Annotated in this window: 14 protein-coding genes; 8 read left to right on the top strand and 6 right to left on the bottom strand. The window is 71.9% G+C overall.

The features are described 5' to 3' along the window. Nucleotides 1–62: 62 nt before the first annotated feature. Together AQJ54_RS12970 and AQJ54_RS43440 are read right to left on the bottom strand one after the other, a co-directional pair. Nucleotides 63–827 carry a bestrophin-like domain gene (locus AQJ54_RS12970; RefSeq protein WP_079069846.1) on the bottom strand — a complete coding sequence of 255 codons (765 nt, stop codon included), beginning with the start codon at nucleotides 825–827 and terminating at the stop codon, nucleotides 63–65. Between the two features lie 21 nt (nucleotides 828–848). Continuing rightward, nucleotides 849–1481 (bottom strand): hypothetical protein, encoded by a 633-nt coding sequence (locus AQJ54_RS43440; RefSeq protein WP_107121058.1) that lies wholly within the window; start codon nucleotides 1479–1481, stop codon nucleotides 849–851. Nucleotides 1482–1753: 272 nt separating this feature from the next. Between AQJ54_RS43440 and AQJ54_RS12965 the strand changes: the two genes are divergently transcribed. From AQJ54_RS12965 to AQJ54_RS12955, 3 genes are all read left to right on the top strand, one after another. Next, nucleotides 1754–2725 (top strand): SCO0930 family lipoprotein, encoded by a 972-nt coding sequence (locus AQJ54_RS12965; RefSeq protein WP_062029625.1) that lies wholly within the window; start codon nucleotides 1754–1756, stop codon nucleotides 2723–2725. 295 nt (nucleotides 2726–3020) lie between these two features. Next, the gene (locus tag AQJ54_RS12960) at nucleotides 3021–3842 is read left to right on the top strand and encodes an SAM-dependent methyltransferase (RefSeq protein ID WP_062237229.1); all 822 of its coding nucleotides are present in this window, start codon (nucleotides 3021–3023) and stop codon (nucleotides 3840–3842) included. Then, nucleotides 3839–5983: a putative bifunctional diguanylate cyclase/phosphodiesterase gene (locus AQJ54_RS12955; RefSeq protein ID WP_062237227.1), complete on the top strand. Its 2145-nt coding sequence runs from the start codon at nucleotides 3839–3841 to the stop codon at nucleotides 5981–5983. Before AQJ54_RS12960 ends, AQJ54_RS12955 begins: the two co-directional genes overlap by 4 nt. A gap of 12 nt (nucleotides 5984–5995) precedes the next feature. Here the strand turns inward: AQJ54_RS12955 and AQJ54_RS12950 are convergent, their stop codons facing one another. After that, on the bottom strand, nucleotides 5996–7225 hold the full coding sequence (locus AQJ54_RS12950) for an outer membrane protein assembly factor BamB family protein (RefSeq protein WP_062237225.1): 1230 nt from the start codon (nucleotides 7223–7225) through the stop codon (nucleotides 5996–5998). A 40-nt stretch (nucleotides 7226–7265) separates the two neighbouring features. Then, a complete protein-coding gene (locus tag AQJ54_RS12945) occupies nucleotides 7266–8153 on the bottom strand; it encodes a LysR family transcriptional regulator (RefSeq protein ID WP_062237223.1) in 888 nt (295 codons plus the stop codon). Nucleotides 8154–8273: 120 nt separating this feature from the next. Between AQJ54_RS12945 and AQJ54_RS12940 the strand changes: the two genes are divergently transcribed. From AQJ54_RS12940 to AQJ54_RS12920, 5 genes are all read left to right on the top strand, one after another. Further along, a complete protein-coding gene (locus tag AQJ54_RS12940) occupies nucleotides 8274–8945 on the top strand; it encodes a succinate dehydrogenase (protein WP_062029632.1) in 672 nt (223 codons plus the stop codon). Nucleotides 8946–8947: 2 nt separating this feature from the next. Then, a complete protein-coding gene (locus AQJ54_RS12935) occupies nucleotides 8948–10897 on the top strand; it encodes a fumarate reductase/succinate dehydrogenase flavoprotein subunit (RefSeq protein ID WP_062237221.1) in 1950 nt (649 codons plus the stop codon). Next, the gene (locus tag AQJ54_RS12930) at nucleotides 10894–11643 is read left to right on the top strand and encodes a succinate dehydrogenase/fumarate reductase iron-sulfur subunit (RefSeq protein ID WP_062237219.1); all 750 of its coding nucleotides are present in this window, start codon (nucleotides 10894–10896) and stop codon (nucleotides 11641–11643) included. The genes AQJ54_RS12935 and AQJ54_RS12930 overlap by 4 nt, the downstream gene beginning before the upstream one ends. Before the next feature lie 353 nt (nucleotides 11644–11996). Then, nucleotides 11997–12767: a GNAT family N-acetyltransferase gene (locus AQJ54_RS12925; RefSeq protein ID WP_062237217.1), complete on the top strand. Its 771-nt coding sequence runs from the start codon at nucleotides 11997–11999 to the stop codon at nucleotides 12765–12767. Next, nucleotides 12767–13696 carry a lysophospholipid acyltransferase family protein gene (locus tag AQJ54_RS12920; RefSeq protein ID WP_062237215.1) on the top strand — a complete coding sequence of 310 codons (930 nt, stop codon included), beginning with the start codon at nucleotides 12767–12769 and terminating at the stop codon, nucleotides 13694–13696. Before AQJ54_RS12925 ends, AQJ54_RS12920 begins: the two co-directional genes overlap by 1 nt. On the opposite strand, the gene AQJ54_RS12915 is transcribed toward AQJ54_RS12920, so the two are convergent. Together AQJ54_RS12915 and AQJ54_RS12910 are read right to left on the bottom strand one after the other, a co-directional pair. Continuing rightward, the gene (locus tag AQJ54_RS12915) at nucleotides 13663–16011 is read right to left on the bottom strand and encodes an ATP-binding cassette domain-containing protein (RefSeq protein ID WP_062237212.1); all 2349 of its coding nucleotides are present in this window, start codon (nucleotides 16009–16011) and stop codon (nucleotides 13663–13665) included. The two genes, AQJ54_RS12920 and AQJ54_RS12915, sit on opposite strands and share 34 nt — an antisense overlap. Nucleotides 16012–16021: 10 nt before the next feature. Next, entirely contained in the window at nucleotides 16022–17020 is a 999-nt protein-coding gene (locus AQJ54_RS12910) for an LLM class flavin-dependent oxidoreductase (RefSeq protein WP_062237210.1), read from the bottom strand. Between the last annotated feature and the right edge of the window lie 58 nt (nucleotides 17021–17078).

The raw sequence follows: 17078 nt of genomic DNA, 5'->3' as shown, positions 1-17078 counted from the left end.
AGGGGACACCGACGGCGTGTCGCACGCCGAGCACCCCCCGACCGGCCCGTGGTGAGCGGCCGTCAGCCCTTGATGCCCGGGAAGAGCGAGAGGAACGGCTCGGCCGAGGCCGTGATGCCCCGGCTGTAGGGGGCGTCGAAGTCCCAGATCAGGAAGAGCAGGAAGGCGATCAGCGCGGAGAACAGCCCGGCGAGGATCAGCTCACGCGCCGTACGCCTGATCTGGAGCGCGAACACCATCCCGATGGTGATCACCGCCCCGCCCAGCAGTCCGAACCACACCACCCCGGGCATGGTGGGCTCGACCGAGTCCGCGCGCGCGTTGCGGGCCTGGTCCACGGCGGCCACCTGGTCGACGAGCGGCTGGTAGGCCTGGGCCTCGAAGTCGGTCGCCGGCTGGTAGGAGGTGACGTCGGTGCGGATCCGGTCGAGCAGCTCGGCGCCGCGCGCGGTCGTCCGGTCGTGGTCGGCCATCTCCTTCCACTCGACGGTGACGACGTGTCCGACATAGGCGTTGACATCGGCCCGAATACGGTCACGGACACCGGCCGGATACACCTGGACCCGTTCCGAGATCTCGTGCAGCGCCTGGGCCTCCGCCTGGACGTGGTCCTGTGCGGCGCTGCGGGCCTCCCACACCCCCGCGATGGCCAGACCCAGCACAATGGCGTAGACCACCCCGATCCACATCGTCATGTACTCGATGACGTCCGGGGTCTCGCTGGGATCCTCGTCCACGGGTGCCGCCTTGTGGCGGATGAGCGTGATGGCGACCACCACGGCGCACGCGGCCAGCATCGCGAGGATGAGAACAAGCCATTCCGGCAAGGGATGCCTCCAGGATCGGCACTAGCGGGGCCGCAGGGCGGCCACGGCGACCACCGCGGGCGCGGTGATGAGCAAGACGTAGATCACGGGCGAGGTCGTGCTGTGCGTGGTCCGGTCGGGCGCCTTCGCGTGGTGGTACGCCGGGTACGTCACCGGGCTCGCGGAGGGACCCGGGGCCGGCTTCGGCGGCGTCCGTGTCGGGGTGGGAGTCGGGGTCGGGGTGGGCTCGGGGGGTGGGGTGGGCCGCGGCCGCGGTGCGGCCGGCTGCGGGGCCGGTGCGGGCGGCGGAGGTGTGGGCTCGGGCGCCGGCGGCTCGGGGGCCGGGGGCGGCGGAGGGGTCGGCTTCGGCGGCTTCCGGGTCGGAGGCGGCGTCGGCGTCGGATCGGGGGAGGGCGTCGGAGTACAAGGAGGCTCGGGGGGAGTCGGGGTCGGGGTGGGCGGCGGCGGTTTCGGTTTCGGGCAGGGCGGCAGGGTGGGCCAGTCCAGGCTCCCGGCGACCGCCACGACCTTGGCGCCGTCGGGGCCGACGGAGGCGTAGGCGCAGGCATCCGCCTCGGCCACCCCGGCCGTCGGGGCGACGAGCGCCCACGTCAAGGCCAGCAGGGCCAACACCCGTATGGCGGAGGCGGTTTGGGGCGATTCGGGTCGATGCACGTCGGAGATCATGAGGCCTGCCGCGCCGCCTTACGCGCGGGCGCGAAGAGATTGCTCCGAAGGAGGGAAAAAGGCCACCCGATGTTTGAATCCGGGACGTTCGTGCGTCCGATCAGGCGTACGTCTGTGCGGCCTGAGCCGGGTGTGGTCACAGCGTCCGGAAAGAAATTTGCCGGACGGTTGAACACAACCCCTGCCCCGATGCGTACCCATTGTCGTGCGGCGGCGCAGCAGGGCGCTGCAACACCCTTTTTAATTATGGGGAGTTGACGATGAAGACCTCCTGGCGGAACGCCTCACTCGTGGCAAGCGCCGCGGCGGTGCTCGCCCTCACGACGGCGTGCGGTCAGGACAGCGGCGCCTCGTCGGTGGGCAGCCAGAACGTCGGCGCCACCGCGGCCGCGGGCGGTTACGGCGGTCTGGGCTCCGGCATCGGGACCGGCACCGAGACCAGCCCGAGCGCGAGTTCGACCTCCGCGGTCGGCCAGGGCAACCTGGGCGCCCAGTCGGCCTCGGCCGGCAAGTTGCAGGTGTCCGCGAACCCCGAGCTCGGGGACGTGCTGACCGATGCCACCGGCCTCACCCTCTACCGCTTCGACGAGGACACCGCCGAGCCGCCGAAGTCGAACTGCAACGGCGACTGCGCGACGGCCTGGCCGCCGGTGCCCGCGGACGACGCCTCGGCCGGTGCCGGCATCGACAAGGCGCTGCTCGGCGAGGTCACCCGCGCCGACGGCAGCAAGCAGCTGACCATCGCCGGCTGGCCCGCCTACCGTTACGCCAAGGACACCAAGGCCGGCGACCTGACCGGTCAGGGCGTGGGCGGCAAGTGGTACGCGCTGGCCCCCACGGGCAAGAAGGCGTCCGTCGCGAGCCTTCCCGGACTGTCCACCCGCAACGACCCCAAGCTGGGCGAGATCGTCGTCGACAAGAACGGCATGACGGTCTACCGCTTCGCCAAGGACAAGGCGTGGCCCAAGCCGGTCTCGAACTGCAACGGCGCCTGCCTGGAGAAGTGGCCGGTCGTGAGCCCGGTGTCGGCGAACGACACCAAGGGCGTCCAGAAGAAGGGCCTCATGAGCTTCACCCGCGGTGACGGGGCGAGGCAGCAGACGGTCAACTGCTCGCCGATCTACACCTTCTCGGGCGACAAGGAGCCCGGCGACACCAACGGCCAGGGCGTCGGCGGCACGTGGTACGCCGTCCGTCCCGACGGAAAGATGGTCGGCGTCTCCGACAAGTGACGGCCCTCTCACCAGGGCCTCGCCAGGACCACCGGTCCGACCCCTCCGCGCCGCACGGAGGGGTCGGACCGGTTTGCCGTCATTCCCCCCAACTCCCCGCGAGTCGGCGCCCGTTCCGGAACTCTCCGGAGTGCGGCGCCTACGTTTCGTGGTGGCCCGGCGGCCGTGCACCGGCGGCACGTGCCGCGGGCAGTGACCGGGAACGGATGGTCAATTTCCGTTTCCACTCGCTCCATTGGCGGGCGATCAGTAGCCTCAGCTCGAACACCGGATCGTCTACGCCTTGGAGAGATACATGGAGCGTCCCGCCTGGGCTCCCCGGAGCATCGACATCTCGGTGCCGAGCGTGGCGCGTATCTACGACTTCTACCTGGGCGGTTCGCACAACTTCGAGGCCGACCGGGAGGCGGCCCGCAAGGCCATGGAGCACGTACCGGGACTGCCGAAGATCATGCAGGCGAACCGGGCGTTCATGCGGCGGGCGGTGCGGTTCGCCGTCGAGCAGGGCATCACCCAGTTCCTCGACATCGGCTCCGGCATCCCCACCTTCGGCAATGTCCACGAGGTCGCCCAGAGCGCCAGCCCCGGCGCCCGTGTGGTGTACGTCGACCACGATCCGGTGGCCGTCGCGCACAGCCGGGCGGTCATCGCGGAGAACCCCGACGCGGGCGTCGTCGCGGCCGACCTCCGCAAGCCGCAGGAGATCCTCGACAGCCCCGAGGTCCAGCGGCTGCTCGACCTGAAGCGTCCGGTGGCGCTGCTCCTCGTTGCCATACTGCACTTCGTGGAAGACGCGGACGACCCCTACAGGGCGGTGGCCGAACTGCGCGACGCGCTCGCGCCCGGCAGCCTGCTGGTGCTGACGCACGCCGCGTTCGAGGGGATCCCGCTGTCGCAGGAGCAGGTGCAGGGCGCGGTGGACGTGTACAAGGACATCCGCAACCCGCTGATCATGCGTTCGCACAACGAGATCGCACGGTTCTTCGAGGGGTACGACATGGTGGAACCCGGGCTGGTGCCGATGCCGCGGTGGCGGCCGGAGTCGGAGAACTGGGACCCCGACGAAGAGGATCCATGGGCCTTCTCCCAGTTCGGCGGCGTGGGGCGGACGGCGTGAGCGCGGAGCCGGACGGGCCGGAGGACAGACTGCGCCGGTTCGCGACGATCTGGAGCCGGGCCGTGTTCCCGGTGACCTCGACCTCGCTGACCCGCGCGGAGTTCGAGGGACAACTGCTGCCGCTGGCCCGCCGGTTGAGCCAGGCGCTGCTGGCCAGGACCGTCGACACGGACGAGGGCCGGGCGGTGGGCGCCGCCCTGGTGACCGCGCACTGCACCGACCCCGACGCGCTGACCCGCTCCCTGGACTGCGTCGACGCCTACCTGGTCCTGTACTGCGGCGGCGAGGGCGACCGGGAGGACCTGCGCAGCCGGTCCGCCCGACTCCAGCACGCGATGGCCGCCGGATTCGCCCAGGCGCTGCGCGAGCGCACCCTGGCCGAGCAGGAGGCCATCGCGCAGGCCGCCCTGGAGGCGCAGGGCGTGGTGGCCCAGGCGCTGCACGCGACCGAGGCCCGCTTCCGCGCGGTGTTCGAAGGCGCGGCCATAGGGATCGGCATCGCGGACCTCGACGGCAACGTCCTCCAGGTCAACGACGCGTTGCTGCGCATGTTCGGCATCACCGACCAGAACATGCGCGGCCGCAACGTCCGGGGGTGGATCCATCCCGAGGACGCGCCCCAGACCTGGACGCTCTACGACGAGCTCGTCCGCGGCGAGCGCGAGCACTACCACGTCGAAAAGGCATTCTCCCGCCCCGACGGCACGGTCCTGTGGACCAATCTGACGGTCTCCCTGCTGCGGGACGCCGACGGCACCCCGCAGTACCAGCTCGCCCTCATGGAGGACACCACCGAGCGCCGGCTGCTCAACCTCCGGCTGCGCTACGAGGCCACCCACGACGCCCTCACCGGACTGCCCAACCGCACGCTGTTCTTCGAGCGTCTGGAGAAGGCGCTGAGTGCCGGCGAGGGCCAGCGGTTCGGCCTGTGCTACCTCGACCTCGACGGGTTCAAGACCATCAACGACAGCCTCGGCCACGCGGCCGGCGACCGGCTGCTCGTCGAGGTCGCCGACCGGTTGCAGTCCTGCGCGACCGCGCCGGGCGAGATGGTGGCCCGGCTCGGCGGCGACGAGTTCGTGGCGTTGACCACCGGCCCCGACACCGAGAGCGAGGTCGACGAGCTCGCCACCCGCATCATGAACGTCCTGCTCGCCCCGGTCCGCATCGACGGCCGGGAGCTGACCGTGCGGGGCAGCATCGGCATCGTCGAGGGCCCGGCGGGGGAGCGGGGCCCGGCGGAGGTGCTGCGCAGCGCCGACATCACGATGTACCGGGCCAAGTCGGCGGGCGGCAACCGCTTCGAGCTGGCCGACCCGGAGGCCGACGCCCGCGCGATCACCCGGCACGGCCTGACCACCCAGCTGCCCGCGGCCCTGGATCGCGGCGAGTTCTTCATCGAGTACCAGCCGCTGGTCCACCTCGGCGACGGCAGTGTGCGCGGCGCCGAGGCGCTGGTGCGCTGGCTGCACCCGCAGCACGGCGTCCTCGGCCCGGACCGGTTCATCCCGCTCGCCGAGCACACCGGGCTGATCGTGCCGCTCGGCCGCTGGGTCCTGGAGCAGTCGGTGCGCCAGGCCCGGGAATGGCGAGAACGCTACGGTGAGGACACGGCGGGCGGTCCACTGCGGATCAATGTCAACCTGTCGCCGTGCCAGCTCACCCACCCCGGTCTCGTCCAGGACACCGTCGACATCCTGGAACGCACGGGTGTCGCTCCGGACGCCCTCTGCCTGGAGGTCACCGAGTCGGCCCTCATCGGCGCCGACGACGACCTGCTCAAGCCGCTGCGCCAACTCGCCGAGATGGGCGTCGACATCGCCCTGGACGACTTCGGCACCGGCTACTCGAACCTGGCGAACCTGCGCCGCCTGCCGGTCAGCGTCCTCAAGCTGGACCGCTCCTTCACGCAGAGCATGCAGCAGTTCCCCGCCGACCCCGTCGACCTCAAGATCGTCGAGGGGATCGTCTCGCTCGCCCACGGCCTGAACCTCGCGGTGACGGTCGAGGGCGTCGAAACCGGCGCCCAGGCCGAGCAGTTGCGGATACTGGGCTGCGACACCGCCCAGGGCTGGTACTACGCCCGCCCCGGCCCACCGGAACGCCTGCACGAGCTGGCCCTGGTGGACGCGACGGGCTGAACGCCCGCCTCCTCAGGGCAGTGGGAGCGACCGCAGCGAACCGTGGGTGCGGGCCATGACGACGACATGGCCCGTGTCCCCGCCCGGTACCACGAGTGCGGGGTGTTCGCCGCCCCTGGTCTGCGCGTACGCCGGGGACAGGCGGGGCGCGGTGCTTCCGGTGCCCTGCGGACCGGCGTGCAGGTCGATCGTGATCACGCGGTCCCGCGTGGCGCGGTCGTTGACGGGGGTGAAGGTCACGAACCGGCCGTCGGCCACACCGACGCCGTCCGTCGCGGTGGCGTACGTGCTCCACAGCCTGCGGTCGTTGACGAGGTCGTACGCGTACCAGGCGCCCGCGCTCGTGTCCTCCGCGCCGGCCTCGTACAGCACCAGGACGCCGTCGTCGGAGATGACTCCCTGCACGGGCTTGTTGATCGTGTTCCGCGGGGTCGGCAGCGGCTTCAGCGTGGCCGGATCCAGGCGCCGCATGGGCGGGAAGACGTCCCCGGCGGAGTACGGGCTGCCGGTGCAGACCGGGTAGTGGCCGCCGGTGACGAGGTGCTGGCACTCGACGGCCGCGGGGCTGGTCGCCACGGTGGCGCCGGTGCGGGCGTCGCGGGCGGTGACCCGGGTGACGCCGTCGGCCGTGTAGACGCGGCCCCGGAAGGCGGCGAGGGGCTCGCCGGTGCTCCAGGTGACGTTCCGGTGCCAGAGCGGCGTGCCGTCGGACGCGCGGACGGCGTCCAGGACGGCGCCGGTGCGGATGAAGGGGTCCGGTGCGTGCAGGGCGTAGACGATCCCGTTCGTGGCGGCGAGGGCGACGTAGGCGCGGCCGGCGGGCAGCCGACGGGTCCAGGCCTGCTCACCCGTCCGCAGGTCCGCCGCGCGGAGCACGCCCGCAACCCCGGCGACGGCCCGTGCGTCGGCCGCGTCGACGAGGAGCTGGGCGGTCTTGGCGTGGGTGTCGCCGGGCACGGTCCAGGTGACCCGGCCGTCGGCCCGCGAACGCCCCACGAGGGCACCGGTGTCGGTCGCACACACCACCTGGTGCGCGGTCGCGCCGCAACTGCCGTGCGCCTCCGGGCGGGTGAGGGACGCCGTCCACGCGCGCCACGGGCCCGAGACCGAGGTCGAGAACGTCTCCACCGTCGGCCCCGGGGCGCGGGACGACGAGACGGCCGGGTTCCTCGGTCCGCCGGACGCGGTGCACCCCGCCAGCACCAGCAGCGCCGCGCCCATGACAACCGCCCGCCGTGTCATCCGCCCACCCCCGCGCGAGAAAGCCCCATGCTAAGGCCGCTCAGCGCTCCAGCAGCATCCGCTGCAACTCCCGTGCCGCTCGCGGCGGAGCCACGTCGCTGCGGTGGGCCAGCGCGATCGTCCGGTGCAGGCCCGGCCGGGCCAGGGGCGTGACCCGCAGCCCGCGCCCCGCCCGCGTGGCGACCATGCGCGGTACGACGGCCACGCCCAGCCCCGCCCGCACGAAGCCCAGCACCGCGTCCATCTCCCCGCCCTCCACCGCGAAGTCCGGCTCGAACCCCTCGGCACGGCACGCGGCCACGGTCAGTTCGCGCAGGTCGTAGCCGTGCCGGAACATCACCAGGGGCGCGCTCTCCAGATCGGCGACGCGGACCGTACGGCGGCCGGGACCACCCGGCGCCGGACCCTCCGGCGAGGAGACCACGACCAGGTCCTCGCGCAGCAGCTCCACCGTGGTCAGCGCCGGGGACGGCGTGGGCAGCGGCAGGACCACCAGGGCCAGGTCGAGGGCACCGCGCGCGAGCAGCCGTACGAGATCGTGCGAACCGCCCTCCTCGATCATCAGCCGGATGCCCGGATAGCGGTCGTGGAAGGCGCGCAGCACGTCCGGCAGCAGACCCGTGCACAGGCTCGGGGTCGCGCCCATCCGGATCCGGCCGCTGCGCAGCTGCACCAGTTCCTGCACCTCGTGCCGGGCGGTGTCCGCGTCGGCCAGGATGCGGCGGGCCAGCGGCAGCAGCGCCTCGCCCGCGTCGGTGAGCGTGATGTTGCCGCGGGCGCGCAGGAAGAGATCCGCCCCGAGCTCCCGCTCCAGCGCCCTGATCTGCTGGGACAGCGAGGGCTGGGCGACGTGGACCGTCTCGGCGGCACGGGTGAAGTGGCGGGTCTCGGCGACCGCCACGAAGTACTGGAGCTGCTGGAACTGCACTCTCCTACGATAGCCGCCGGCTATGGAATCAAGCCGGACCATGTCTTGGACCGATCGGGAGGGACGGTTCTAACGTCTTGACCCATGGCTCTGGCAACGCGGACGGACCGACGGCCGTCCATGGCACGCACCGTGTGGGACAGCTCCGTCGGCAAGAAGACCGTGATGGCCGTCAGCGGGCTGATCATGCTGCTGTACCTGGTCGTCCACATGATCGGCAACCTGAAGATCTTCTTCGGGGCGGGCGAGTTCAACCACTACGCGCACTGGCTGCGCACGGTCGGCGAGCCGTTCATGCACTACGAGTGGACGCTCTGGCTGATCCGTGTGGTGCTGGTCGTCGCCGTGGTCGCGCACGCCACGTCCGCCTACCAGCTCAGCCGCCGGGACATCCGGGCGCGGCCCGGCAAGTACGTCCACAGGAAGGCGCGGGCGAGCTACGCGACCCGCACCATGCGCTGGGGCGGGATCATCCTCGCCCTGTTCATCGTGTGGCACATCCTCGACCTGACGACCGGCACCGTGCACTCCGGCGGCTTCCAGGCGGGCCACCCGTACCAGAACGTCGTGGACACCTTCTCCACCTGGTACGGCAACGTCATCTACATCGTCGCGATGCTCGCCCTCGGCCTGCACGTCCGGCACGGCTTCTGGAGCGCCGCCCAGACCCTCGGCGTCGGCAGCCGCACCCGCGACCGCGCCCTCAAGGCCGTCGCGAACGTCCTCGCACTGCTGCTCACGGCCGGCTTCATCGCCGTACCCGTGGGCGTCATGACCGGAGTGGTGAGCTGAACATGACCTCCTACGCGGACTACACGACCGGCGCGCCCGTGGAAGACGGCAAGGCCCCTTCCGGACCCGTCAACGAGCGCTGGGACAAGCGCCGTTTCGAGGCCAAACTGGTCAACCCCGCCAACCGGCGCAAGCACACCGTGATCGTCGTTGGGACGGGCCTCGCGGGCGGCTCGGCCGGTGCCACGCTGGCCGAACAGGGCTACCACGTCGTCCAGTTCTGCTACCAGGACTCGCCGCGCCGCGCCCACTCCATCGCCGCACAGGGCGGCATCAACGCGGCCAAGAACTACCGCAACGACGGCGACTCGATCCACCGCCTGTTCTACGACACCGTCAAGGGCGGCGACTTCCGGGCCCGTGAGTCCAACGTCCACCGGCTCGCGCAGATCTCCGTCGAGATCATCGACCAGTGCGTGGCGCAGGGCGTCCCGTTCGCGCGGGAGTACGGCGGCCTGCTCGACACCCGCTCCTTCGGCGGGGTACAGGTCTCGCGGACCTTCTACGCCCGAGGGCAGACAGGTCAGCAGTTGCTGCTGGGCGCGTATCAGGCACTGTCGAGGCAGATCGCCGCCGGGAACATCGAGATGCACCCGCGCACCGAGATGCTCGACCTGATCGTCGTCGACGGGAAGGCTCGCGGGATCGTCGCGCGGGACCTCGTCACCGGGCGCGTCGACACGTACTTCGCGGACGCCGTGGTCCTGGCCTCCGGCGGCTACGGCAACGTCTTCTACCTGTCGACGAACGCCATGAACTCCAACGCGACGGCGATCTGGCGCGCCCACCGCCGGGGCGCCCTGTTCGCCAACCCCTGCTTCACGCAGATCCATCCGACGTGCATCCCGCGCACCGGCGACCACCAGTCCAAGCTGACGCTGATGAGCGAGTCGCTGCGCAACGACGGCCGGATCTGGGTGCCGAAGGCCAAGGGCGACGACCGGCCGCCGAACCGGATTCCCGAGGACGAGCGCGACTACTACCTGGAGCGCATCTACCCCTCCTTCGGCAACCTGGTCCCGCGCGACATCGCCTCCCGCGCCGCGAAGAACGTCTGCGACGAGGGACGCGGGGTCGGCCCCGGCGGACAGGGCGTCTACCTCGACTTCGCCGACGCCATCCGGCGCATGGGACGGGCGGCCGTCGAGGCCAAGTACGGCAACCTCTTCGACATGTACCAGCGGATCACCGACGAGGATCCGTACGAGGTGCCGATGCGGATCTACCCCGCCGTGCACTACACGATGGGCGGACTGTGGGTCGACTACGACCTCCAGACCACGATCCCCGGCCTGTTCGCCATCGGCGAGGCCAACTTCTCCGACCACGGGGCGAACCGCCTCGGCGCCTCGGCGCTGATGCAGGGGCTGGCCGACGGCTACTTCGTCCTGCCGGCGACCATCAACGACTACCTCGCCCGCAATCCGCACCAGGACGCGGTCACCGCCGAACACCCTTCGGTGCAGGAGGTGGTGGCCGAGACCGAGGACCGCATCAACCTGCTCCTCGCGGTCGACGGAGACCGTACGCCCGACTCCTTCCACCGTGAACTCGGCGAGCTCATGTGGGAGTTCTGCGGGATGGCCCGCACGGACGCCGGTCTGCGCAAGGCACTGGAGCGCATCCCGCAGATCCGCGAGGAGTTCTGGCGGCGCATCAAGGTGCCGGGCACCGGCGAGGAGTTCAACCAGTCGCTGGAGAAGGCGAACCGGATCGTCGACTACCTCGAACTCGCCGAGCTGATGTGCCTCGACGCGCTGCACCGCGCCGAGTCCTGCGGCGGCCACTTCCGTGAGGAGTCCCAGACCCCGGACGGCGAAGCGGCCCGCAGGGACGACGAGTTCGCCTACGCGGCGGCCTGGGAGTTCACCGGCACGGGCGCCGCCCCCGTCCTGCACAAGGAAGACCTGGTCTTCGAGTACGTCCACCCCACCCAGCGGAGCTACGCATGAAGCTCACCCTGCGCGTCTGGCGGCAGAAGAACGCCGACGCCGACGGAGCGATGTCCACGTACGAGGTGGACGGCATCTCGTCCGACATGTCCTTCCTGGAGATGCTGGACACCCTCAACGAGGAGCTCATCCTGCGCGGTGAGGACCCCGTCGCCTTCGACCACGACTGCCGCGAGGGCATCTGCGGCGCGTGCTCCCTCGTCATCAACGGCGACGCGCACGGGCCCGAGCGCACCACCACCTGTCAGCTGCACATGCGGTCCTTCTCCGACGGCGACACGATCGACATCGAGCCGTGGCGGGCCGCCGCGTTCCCCGTCATCAAGGACCTGGTCGTGGACCGGTCGGCCTTCGACCGGATCATCCAGGCCGGCGGCTACATCACGGCACCCACGGGAGCGGCCCCCGAGGCCCACGCCACGCCGGTGCCCAAGCCCGACGCCGACTTCGCCTTCGAGCACGCCGAGTGCATCGGCTGCGGGGCGTGCGTCGCGGCCTGCCCCAACGGGGCCGCGATGCTCTTCACCTCCGCCAAGGTGAACCACCTGAACGTGCTCCCGCAGGGCGCGCCGGAGCGCGAGACCAGGGTCCTCGACATGGTGGAGCAGATGGACGAGGAGGGCTTCGGCGGCTGCACCCTGACCGGCGAGTGCGCGACGGCGTGCCCGAAGGGCATCCCGCTGGTCTCCATCACGAGCATGAACAAGGAGTGGCTGCGGGCCACGCGGAAGGTGGGGAAGCGGTAGCCGGATCATCGGCTTCGCGCCGCCGTCGTGGCTGGTCGCGCCCACGCGGCGGAGCCGCATATCGATACAGCCCCGCGCCCCTTCAGGGGGCACCGGTAGACGTTCGCCGATCAGTGCGGACGGGTGGGGCCGGACGTGGTGCTCATGCCCGGCCCCACCACGCCTGACCGCCCTCCGGTCATCGGCACGACACCGTCCCGTCGGTGGAGTCGGAAGTCCCGGACACCTTGTCCGAGGCGTTCAGACTCCGCACATCCGCGCTCCGGGAACCGGTCACGCAGGCGCCAACCGGCGTCGGGAGAACAGGGACAGCGGCACCGCTCGCCGCCTCCGCCTGTGACCTGGAGAGTGCCATGACCGGCGTTTCCACCCTGGACCGTCCCCCGCAGAGCGTCGCCCCCACCCGCTACACCGTCGGCCTGGCCCGCGACGAGGAGGACGTGCGGGCCGCGCAGCGGCTGCGGCACGACGTGTTCGCCGGGGAGATGGGGGCCCTCCTGGCCACCCCGCAACCCGGCCTCGACATCGACGGCTTCGACGCCCACTGCGACCACCTGCTCGTCCGCGACACCGTCACCGGGCAGGTCGTCGGCACCTACCGGCTGCTGCCCCCGGAGCGGGCCGCGATCGCCGGACGCCTGTACTCCCAGGGCGAGTTCGACCTCTCCCCGCTCGACGCGATCCGTCCCGGGCTCGTCGAGGTGGGCCGCTCCTGCGTGCACCCCGACCACCGCGACGGCGCGGTCATCGGCCTCATCTGGGCCGGGATCGCCCGTTACATGGTGGACCGCGGACATGAATGGCTGGCCGGCTGCTGCTCGATCCCGCTCGCCGACGGCGGTGCGCTCGCGGCCGGCACCTGGGACCGGGTGCGCACCAAGTACCTGGCCCCCGAGGAGTTCCGGGTACGGCCCCTGCTGCCCTGGGAGCCCACGGGCGCGGCGCCCGCCGGGCACACCGAGCTGCCCTCGCTGCTGCGCGGCTACCTCCGCCTCGGCGCCTGGGTGTGCGGTCAGCCCGCCCACGACCCGGACTTCGGGGTCGCCGACCTGTTCGTGCTGCTGTCGATGCGCCGGGTCAACGCCCGCTATCTGCGGCACTTCCTCTCGCTCGTCCCGGCCTGATGAGTGTCTGGCTGCCCAGCGCGCCCTGCACCCCCGGGACGTGCCTGGAGCGGACGGGGCCGGTCACGGCTCTGCCCCGTGCCGCCGGGCGGCTGCTCGCGGTGATTGCCCTGCTGCTCGCCGGGATCGCGCTGCTGCCGGTCGGACGGTGGGTCCCGGCCGGCGCGGTCAGGTGGTGGTGCCGGGCGGTGGTGCGGGCCTCGGGCGTCCGGGTCCGCGTGTCCGGCGCCGCCGTGCCCACCGGCGGGGTGCTCCTGGTCGCCAACCACATCTCCTGGCTGGACATCCCGCTGCTGGCCGCCGTACGCCCCGCCCGCATGCTCGCCAAGTCCGAGATCCGGCGGTGGCCGGTGGCGGGATGGCTGACGGCCCGCAGCGGGGCGCTGTTCATCGAGCGGGACCGGCTGCGGGCCCTCCCGGACACGGTCGCAGGCATCACCGACGCACTGCGCGGGGGCGCCGCGGTGGCCGTCTTCCCCGAGGGCAGCACCTGGTGCGGCCGCGCCCAGGGCCACTTCCGCCGCGCGGTGTTCCAGGCGGCCCTGGACGCCGGGGTGCCGGTGCAGCCGGTGCGCCTGCGGTACCGGGTCAGCGGGGGAGAGGCCAGTACGGCCCCCGCCTTCATCGGGGACGACTCCCTGCTCGCCTCGGTGTGGCGGGTGGTGTCCGCACGGGGGCTGGTGGCCGACGTAGGAGTCCCGGAGCCGGTGGCACCGGGCTGCCACACCGACCGACGGGCGTTGGCCGCGTCGGCGCAGGCACGGGTGTGGGGAGAACACACAGCGGAGAGGCACCCGGTGGGGCCGCACGGTGAAAGCGACCCGTTCCCTTCGCAGGCCGCCCGGGACGTCGTACGGCCCCGTCGTCCGCGGCGCAGCCCCCCTCTGCTCGCCCCTCAGCCGCCCGGTGTCAGCGCCCGTGTCAGATAGGGCGCCGTAGCACTCTCCGCGGCCCCCGCCACCGCTTCCGGTACCCCCGCCGCCACGATCCGGCCGCCCGCGTCCCCGCCGCCCGGCCCCAGGTCGATCACCCAGTCCGCGCCCGCCACGACCGACATGTCGTGCTCGACGACGATCACCGTGTGCCCGGCGTCCACGAGGCCGTGCAGCTGGCGCATGAGGACCTCGACGTCGGCCGGGTGGAGCCCGGTGGTGGGTTCGTCGAGCAGGTAGACGGTGTGGGCGCGGTGCACGCGCTGGAGTTCGCTCGCCAGCTTGATGCGCTGGGCCTCGCCGCCGGAGAGCTCGGTGGCGGGCTGCCCCAACCGCAGGTAGCCGAGTCCGACGTCGAGGAGGGTGGCGAGGCTGCGGGCCACGGGCGGGGAGTCCGCGAAGAAGTCCGCCGCCGACTCCACCGTGAGGTCCAGCACCTCGGCGATGTTCCGCCCCCGGTAGGTCACTTCGAGCGTTTCGGGGTTGTAGCGGGCCCCGCCGCAGTCCGGGCAGGGCGCGTACGTGCTCGGCAGGAAGAGCAGCTCCACACTGACGAACCCCTCGCCCTGGCAGGTCTCGCAGCGTCCTCCCGCCACGTTGAAGGAGAACCGGCTCACGCCGTAGCCGCGTTCGCGGGCCCCCTCGGTCCCGGCGAACACCTTGCGCACGACGTCGAACAGGCCCGTGTAGGTCGCCAGGTTGGAGCGCGGGGTCCGGCCGATCGGCTTCTGGTCGACGGAGACCACCCGGCCCACCCCCGCCGCCTCGTCCGTGATCTCGCCGACCAGCGTGGACTTGCCCGACCCAGACACCCCGGTCACCGCCGTGAACACACCCAGGGGAAACTCGGCCGTGACCCCGCGCAGGTTGTGCCGGGTGACCGGACCCACCTTCAAGTGGCCACGGGGCTTGCGCACTTGACGCGTCGGGGCGGGGGAGCGTTGGAACAGGAACCGTGCCGTGGCCGACTCCTCGACCGTCGCGAGATCCGCCACCGGCCCGCTGTGCAGCACCCGCCCGCCGTGCTCGCCCGCCAGCGGTCCGACGTCCACCAGCCAGTCCGCGCCGCGCATCACGTCCAGGTGGTGCTCCACCACGAACACCGAGTTGCCGGCCGCCTTCAGCCGGGCCAGCACGGTGAGCAGCGCTTCGGTGTCCGCGGGGTGCAGTCCGGCGGAGGGTTCGTCGAGGACGTAGACGACTCCGAACAGCCCGGTCCTCAACTGGGTGGCGAGACGCAGCCGTTGGAGTTCGCCGGCGGACAGGGTGGGGGTGGCGCGGTCCAGGCTGAGGTAGCCGAGACCGAGCTCGACCACGGGCGCGATACGGGACCTGAGGTCCTCGGTGAGGACCCGTGCGGCCCCGCCGTCGGCGACCAGCGAGGCGGCCAGCTCGGTCAGCGGCAGAGCCGCCAGGTCGGCGATCGTACGGCCCCCGAAGGTGACGGCCATGGCCTCCGGGCGCAGCCGGCTGCCGCCGCAGGCCGGACAGGGCGAGGCGACCAGGAACCGCTCCGCCTTCGCCCTGAGGGTCTGGCTCTTGGAGTCCGCGAAGGTCTTCAGGACATAGCGGCGGGCGCTCATGTACGTGCCCTGGTAGGGGCGTTGGATCCGGTCCGCGTCCCGCACCGGGTGCACGGTCACCACCGGCTGCTCGTCGGTGAACAGGATCCACTCCCGCTGCTCCGCGGGCAGTTCGCGCCACGGCCGGTCCACGTCGTAGCCCAGTGTGTCCAGGATGTCCCGCAGGTTCTTGCCCTGCCAGGCGCCGGGCCAGGCGGCGATGGCGCCCTCCCGGATCGACAGCGACGGGTCGGGCACCAGCGTCTGCTCGGTCGTACGGTGGACCCGGCCGAGTCCGTGGCACTCCGGGCAGGCGCCGACGGCCGTGTTCGGGGAGAAGGAGTCCGAGTCGAGCCGCTCGGCGCCCGGCGGGTAGTCGCCGGCGCGGGAGAACAGCATCCGCAGGGAGTTCGAGAGGTTGGTGACCGTGCCGACCGAGGAACGGGACGTCGGCGCGGCCCGCCGCTGCTGGAGCGAGACCGCCGGCGGCAGCCCGGTGATCTCCCCGACCTTCGGCGCCCCCACCTGGTGGATCAGTCTCCGCGCGTAGGGCGCCACCGACTCGAAGTACCGCCGCTGGGCCTCCGCGTAGATCGTCCCGAACGCCAGCGACGACTTGCCCGACCCGGAGACCCCCGTGAACACCGCCAGCACATCCCGCGGGACGTCGACGTCCACCCCTTGAAGATTGTGCTCACGCGCACCGCGCACGCGGACGTAAGGGTCGTGGGGGCCGCTGCGGTCGTACATGAGAACGACTCTAACCGGAGGTGATCGACGCCAGCCTTCGGTAGGAGTCCAGCAGGGCCGCGCGGTCGTACGTGCTGGTCGTGACCAGGACCTCCTGCGCGCCCGTCTCCTTCAGCACAGTCTCCAGTTCGTGGGCGACATGGTCCTCGGTGCCCGCGATGTGGCCCGCGAGTCCCGACTCGTAGAAGCCGCGCTGCTTCGCCGTCATCGTGAGGCTCTCGACGCGCTCGGCGGGCGGCAGGGGCGGGAAGGTGCCGTGGGTGCGGGAGTACGCCATCGACCACGCCTCCGGGCTCAGCAGCCGCCGTGCCTCCTCCTCGGTGGCGGCGACCGCGATCGTGCCGGAGATGACGACGTACGGCTCCCGCGCCCAGAGGGAGGGGCGGAAGTGGGTCCGGTAGTGGTCGATGCCGCGCTGCATCCTCTCGCGGTTCCTCAGGTCGCCGATGACCATCGGCAGGCCCGCGCGGGCCGCGATGTCGGCGCCCTCGCCCATGGCCAGCACGAAGGGCGGCACGGTCAGGCCCTCCGCGGGCCGGGCCCGTACTCCCGTCGGCGAGGTGCCGCGGAACCAGCCCAGCAGCTCCTGGAGCTGTACGGCGAAGTCGTCGGCGTCGTCCTTGCCGCGGCCCAGCGCCTTGCGCACGCCGTCGGTGAAGCCGACCGAGCGGCCCAGGCCCATGTCGATCCGGCCGGGGAAGAGCGACTCCAGCACCCCGAACTGCTCGGCGACGACCAGGGGTTGGTGGTTCGGCAGCATCACCCCGCCGGTGCCGACCCGGATCGAGCCGGTGGCCGAGGCCACTGCGGCCGCGAGAACCGTCGGCGCGGAGCCCGCCACGCCCGGTACGCCGTGGTGCTCCGACACCCAGAACCGGTGGTAGCCGAGTCCCTCCAGCTCCCGCGCCAGCCGCACGGTGTCCTGGAGCGCCTGCGCGTTCGTGCCGCCCTCGCGGGTGCGGGAGCGGTCGAGGACGGAGAAGCGGGTGGCGGCGATCAGGGAACTCACACCAGGTTCAACACGTGGCGGAGCCGCGCATTCCCGGCCCGGTCCGGCCCCGGCCCGA

Source organism: Streptomyces griseorubiginosus (genome assembly GCF_001514195.1).
GTDB lineage: Bacteria > Actinomycetota > Actinomycetes > Streptomycetales > Streptomycetaceae > Streptomyces > Streptomyces griseorubiginosus.
Note: the sequence above shows the minus strand (reverse complement) of the source record. Positions and strands in the feature narration are given on the sequence as shown.

What these genes read in the sequence shown, in the direction of transcription:
- AQJ54_RS12965 (WP_062029625.1), top strand. Translation starts at nt 1,754, where the DNA reads ATGAAGACCTCCTGGCGGAACGCCTCACTCGTGGCAAGCGCCGCGGCG.
- AQJ54_RS12960 (WP_062237229.1), top strand. Translation starts at nt 3,021, where the DNA reads ATGGAGCGTCCCGCCTGGGCTCCCCGGAGCATCGACATCTCGGTGCCG.
- AQJ54_RS12950 (WP_062237225.1), bottom strand. Translation starts at nt 7,225, where the DNA reads ATGACACGGCGGGCGGTTGTCATGGGCGCGGCGCTGCTGGTGCTGGCG.
- AQJ54_RS12940 (WP_062029632.1), top strand. Translation starts at nt 8,274, where the DNA reads ATGGCACGCACCGTGTGGGACAGCTCCGTCGGCAAGAAGACCGTGATG.
- AQJ54_RS12935 (WP_062237221.1), top strand. Translation starts at nt 8,948, where the DNA reads ATGACCTCCTACGCGGACTACACGACCGGCGCGCCCGTGGAAGACGGC.
- AQJ54_RS12930 (WP_062237219.1), top strand. Translation starts at nt 10,894, where the DNA reads ATGAAGCTCACCCTGCGCGTCTGGCGGCAGAAGAACGCCGACGCCGAC.
- AQJ54_RS12925 (WP_062237217.1), top strand. Translation starts at nt 11,997, where the DNA reads ATGACCGGCGTTTCCACCCTGGACCGTCCCCCGCAGAGCGTCGCCCCC.
- AQJ54_RS12920 (WP_062237215.1), top strand. Translation starts at nt 12,767, where the DNA reads ATGAGTGTCTGGCTGCCCAGCGCGCCCTGCACCCCCGGGACGTGCCTG.
- AQJ54_RS12915 (WP_062237212.1), bottom strand. Translation starts at nt 16,011, where the DNA reads ATGTACGACCGCAGCGGCCCCCACGACCCTTACGTCCGCGTGCGCGGT.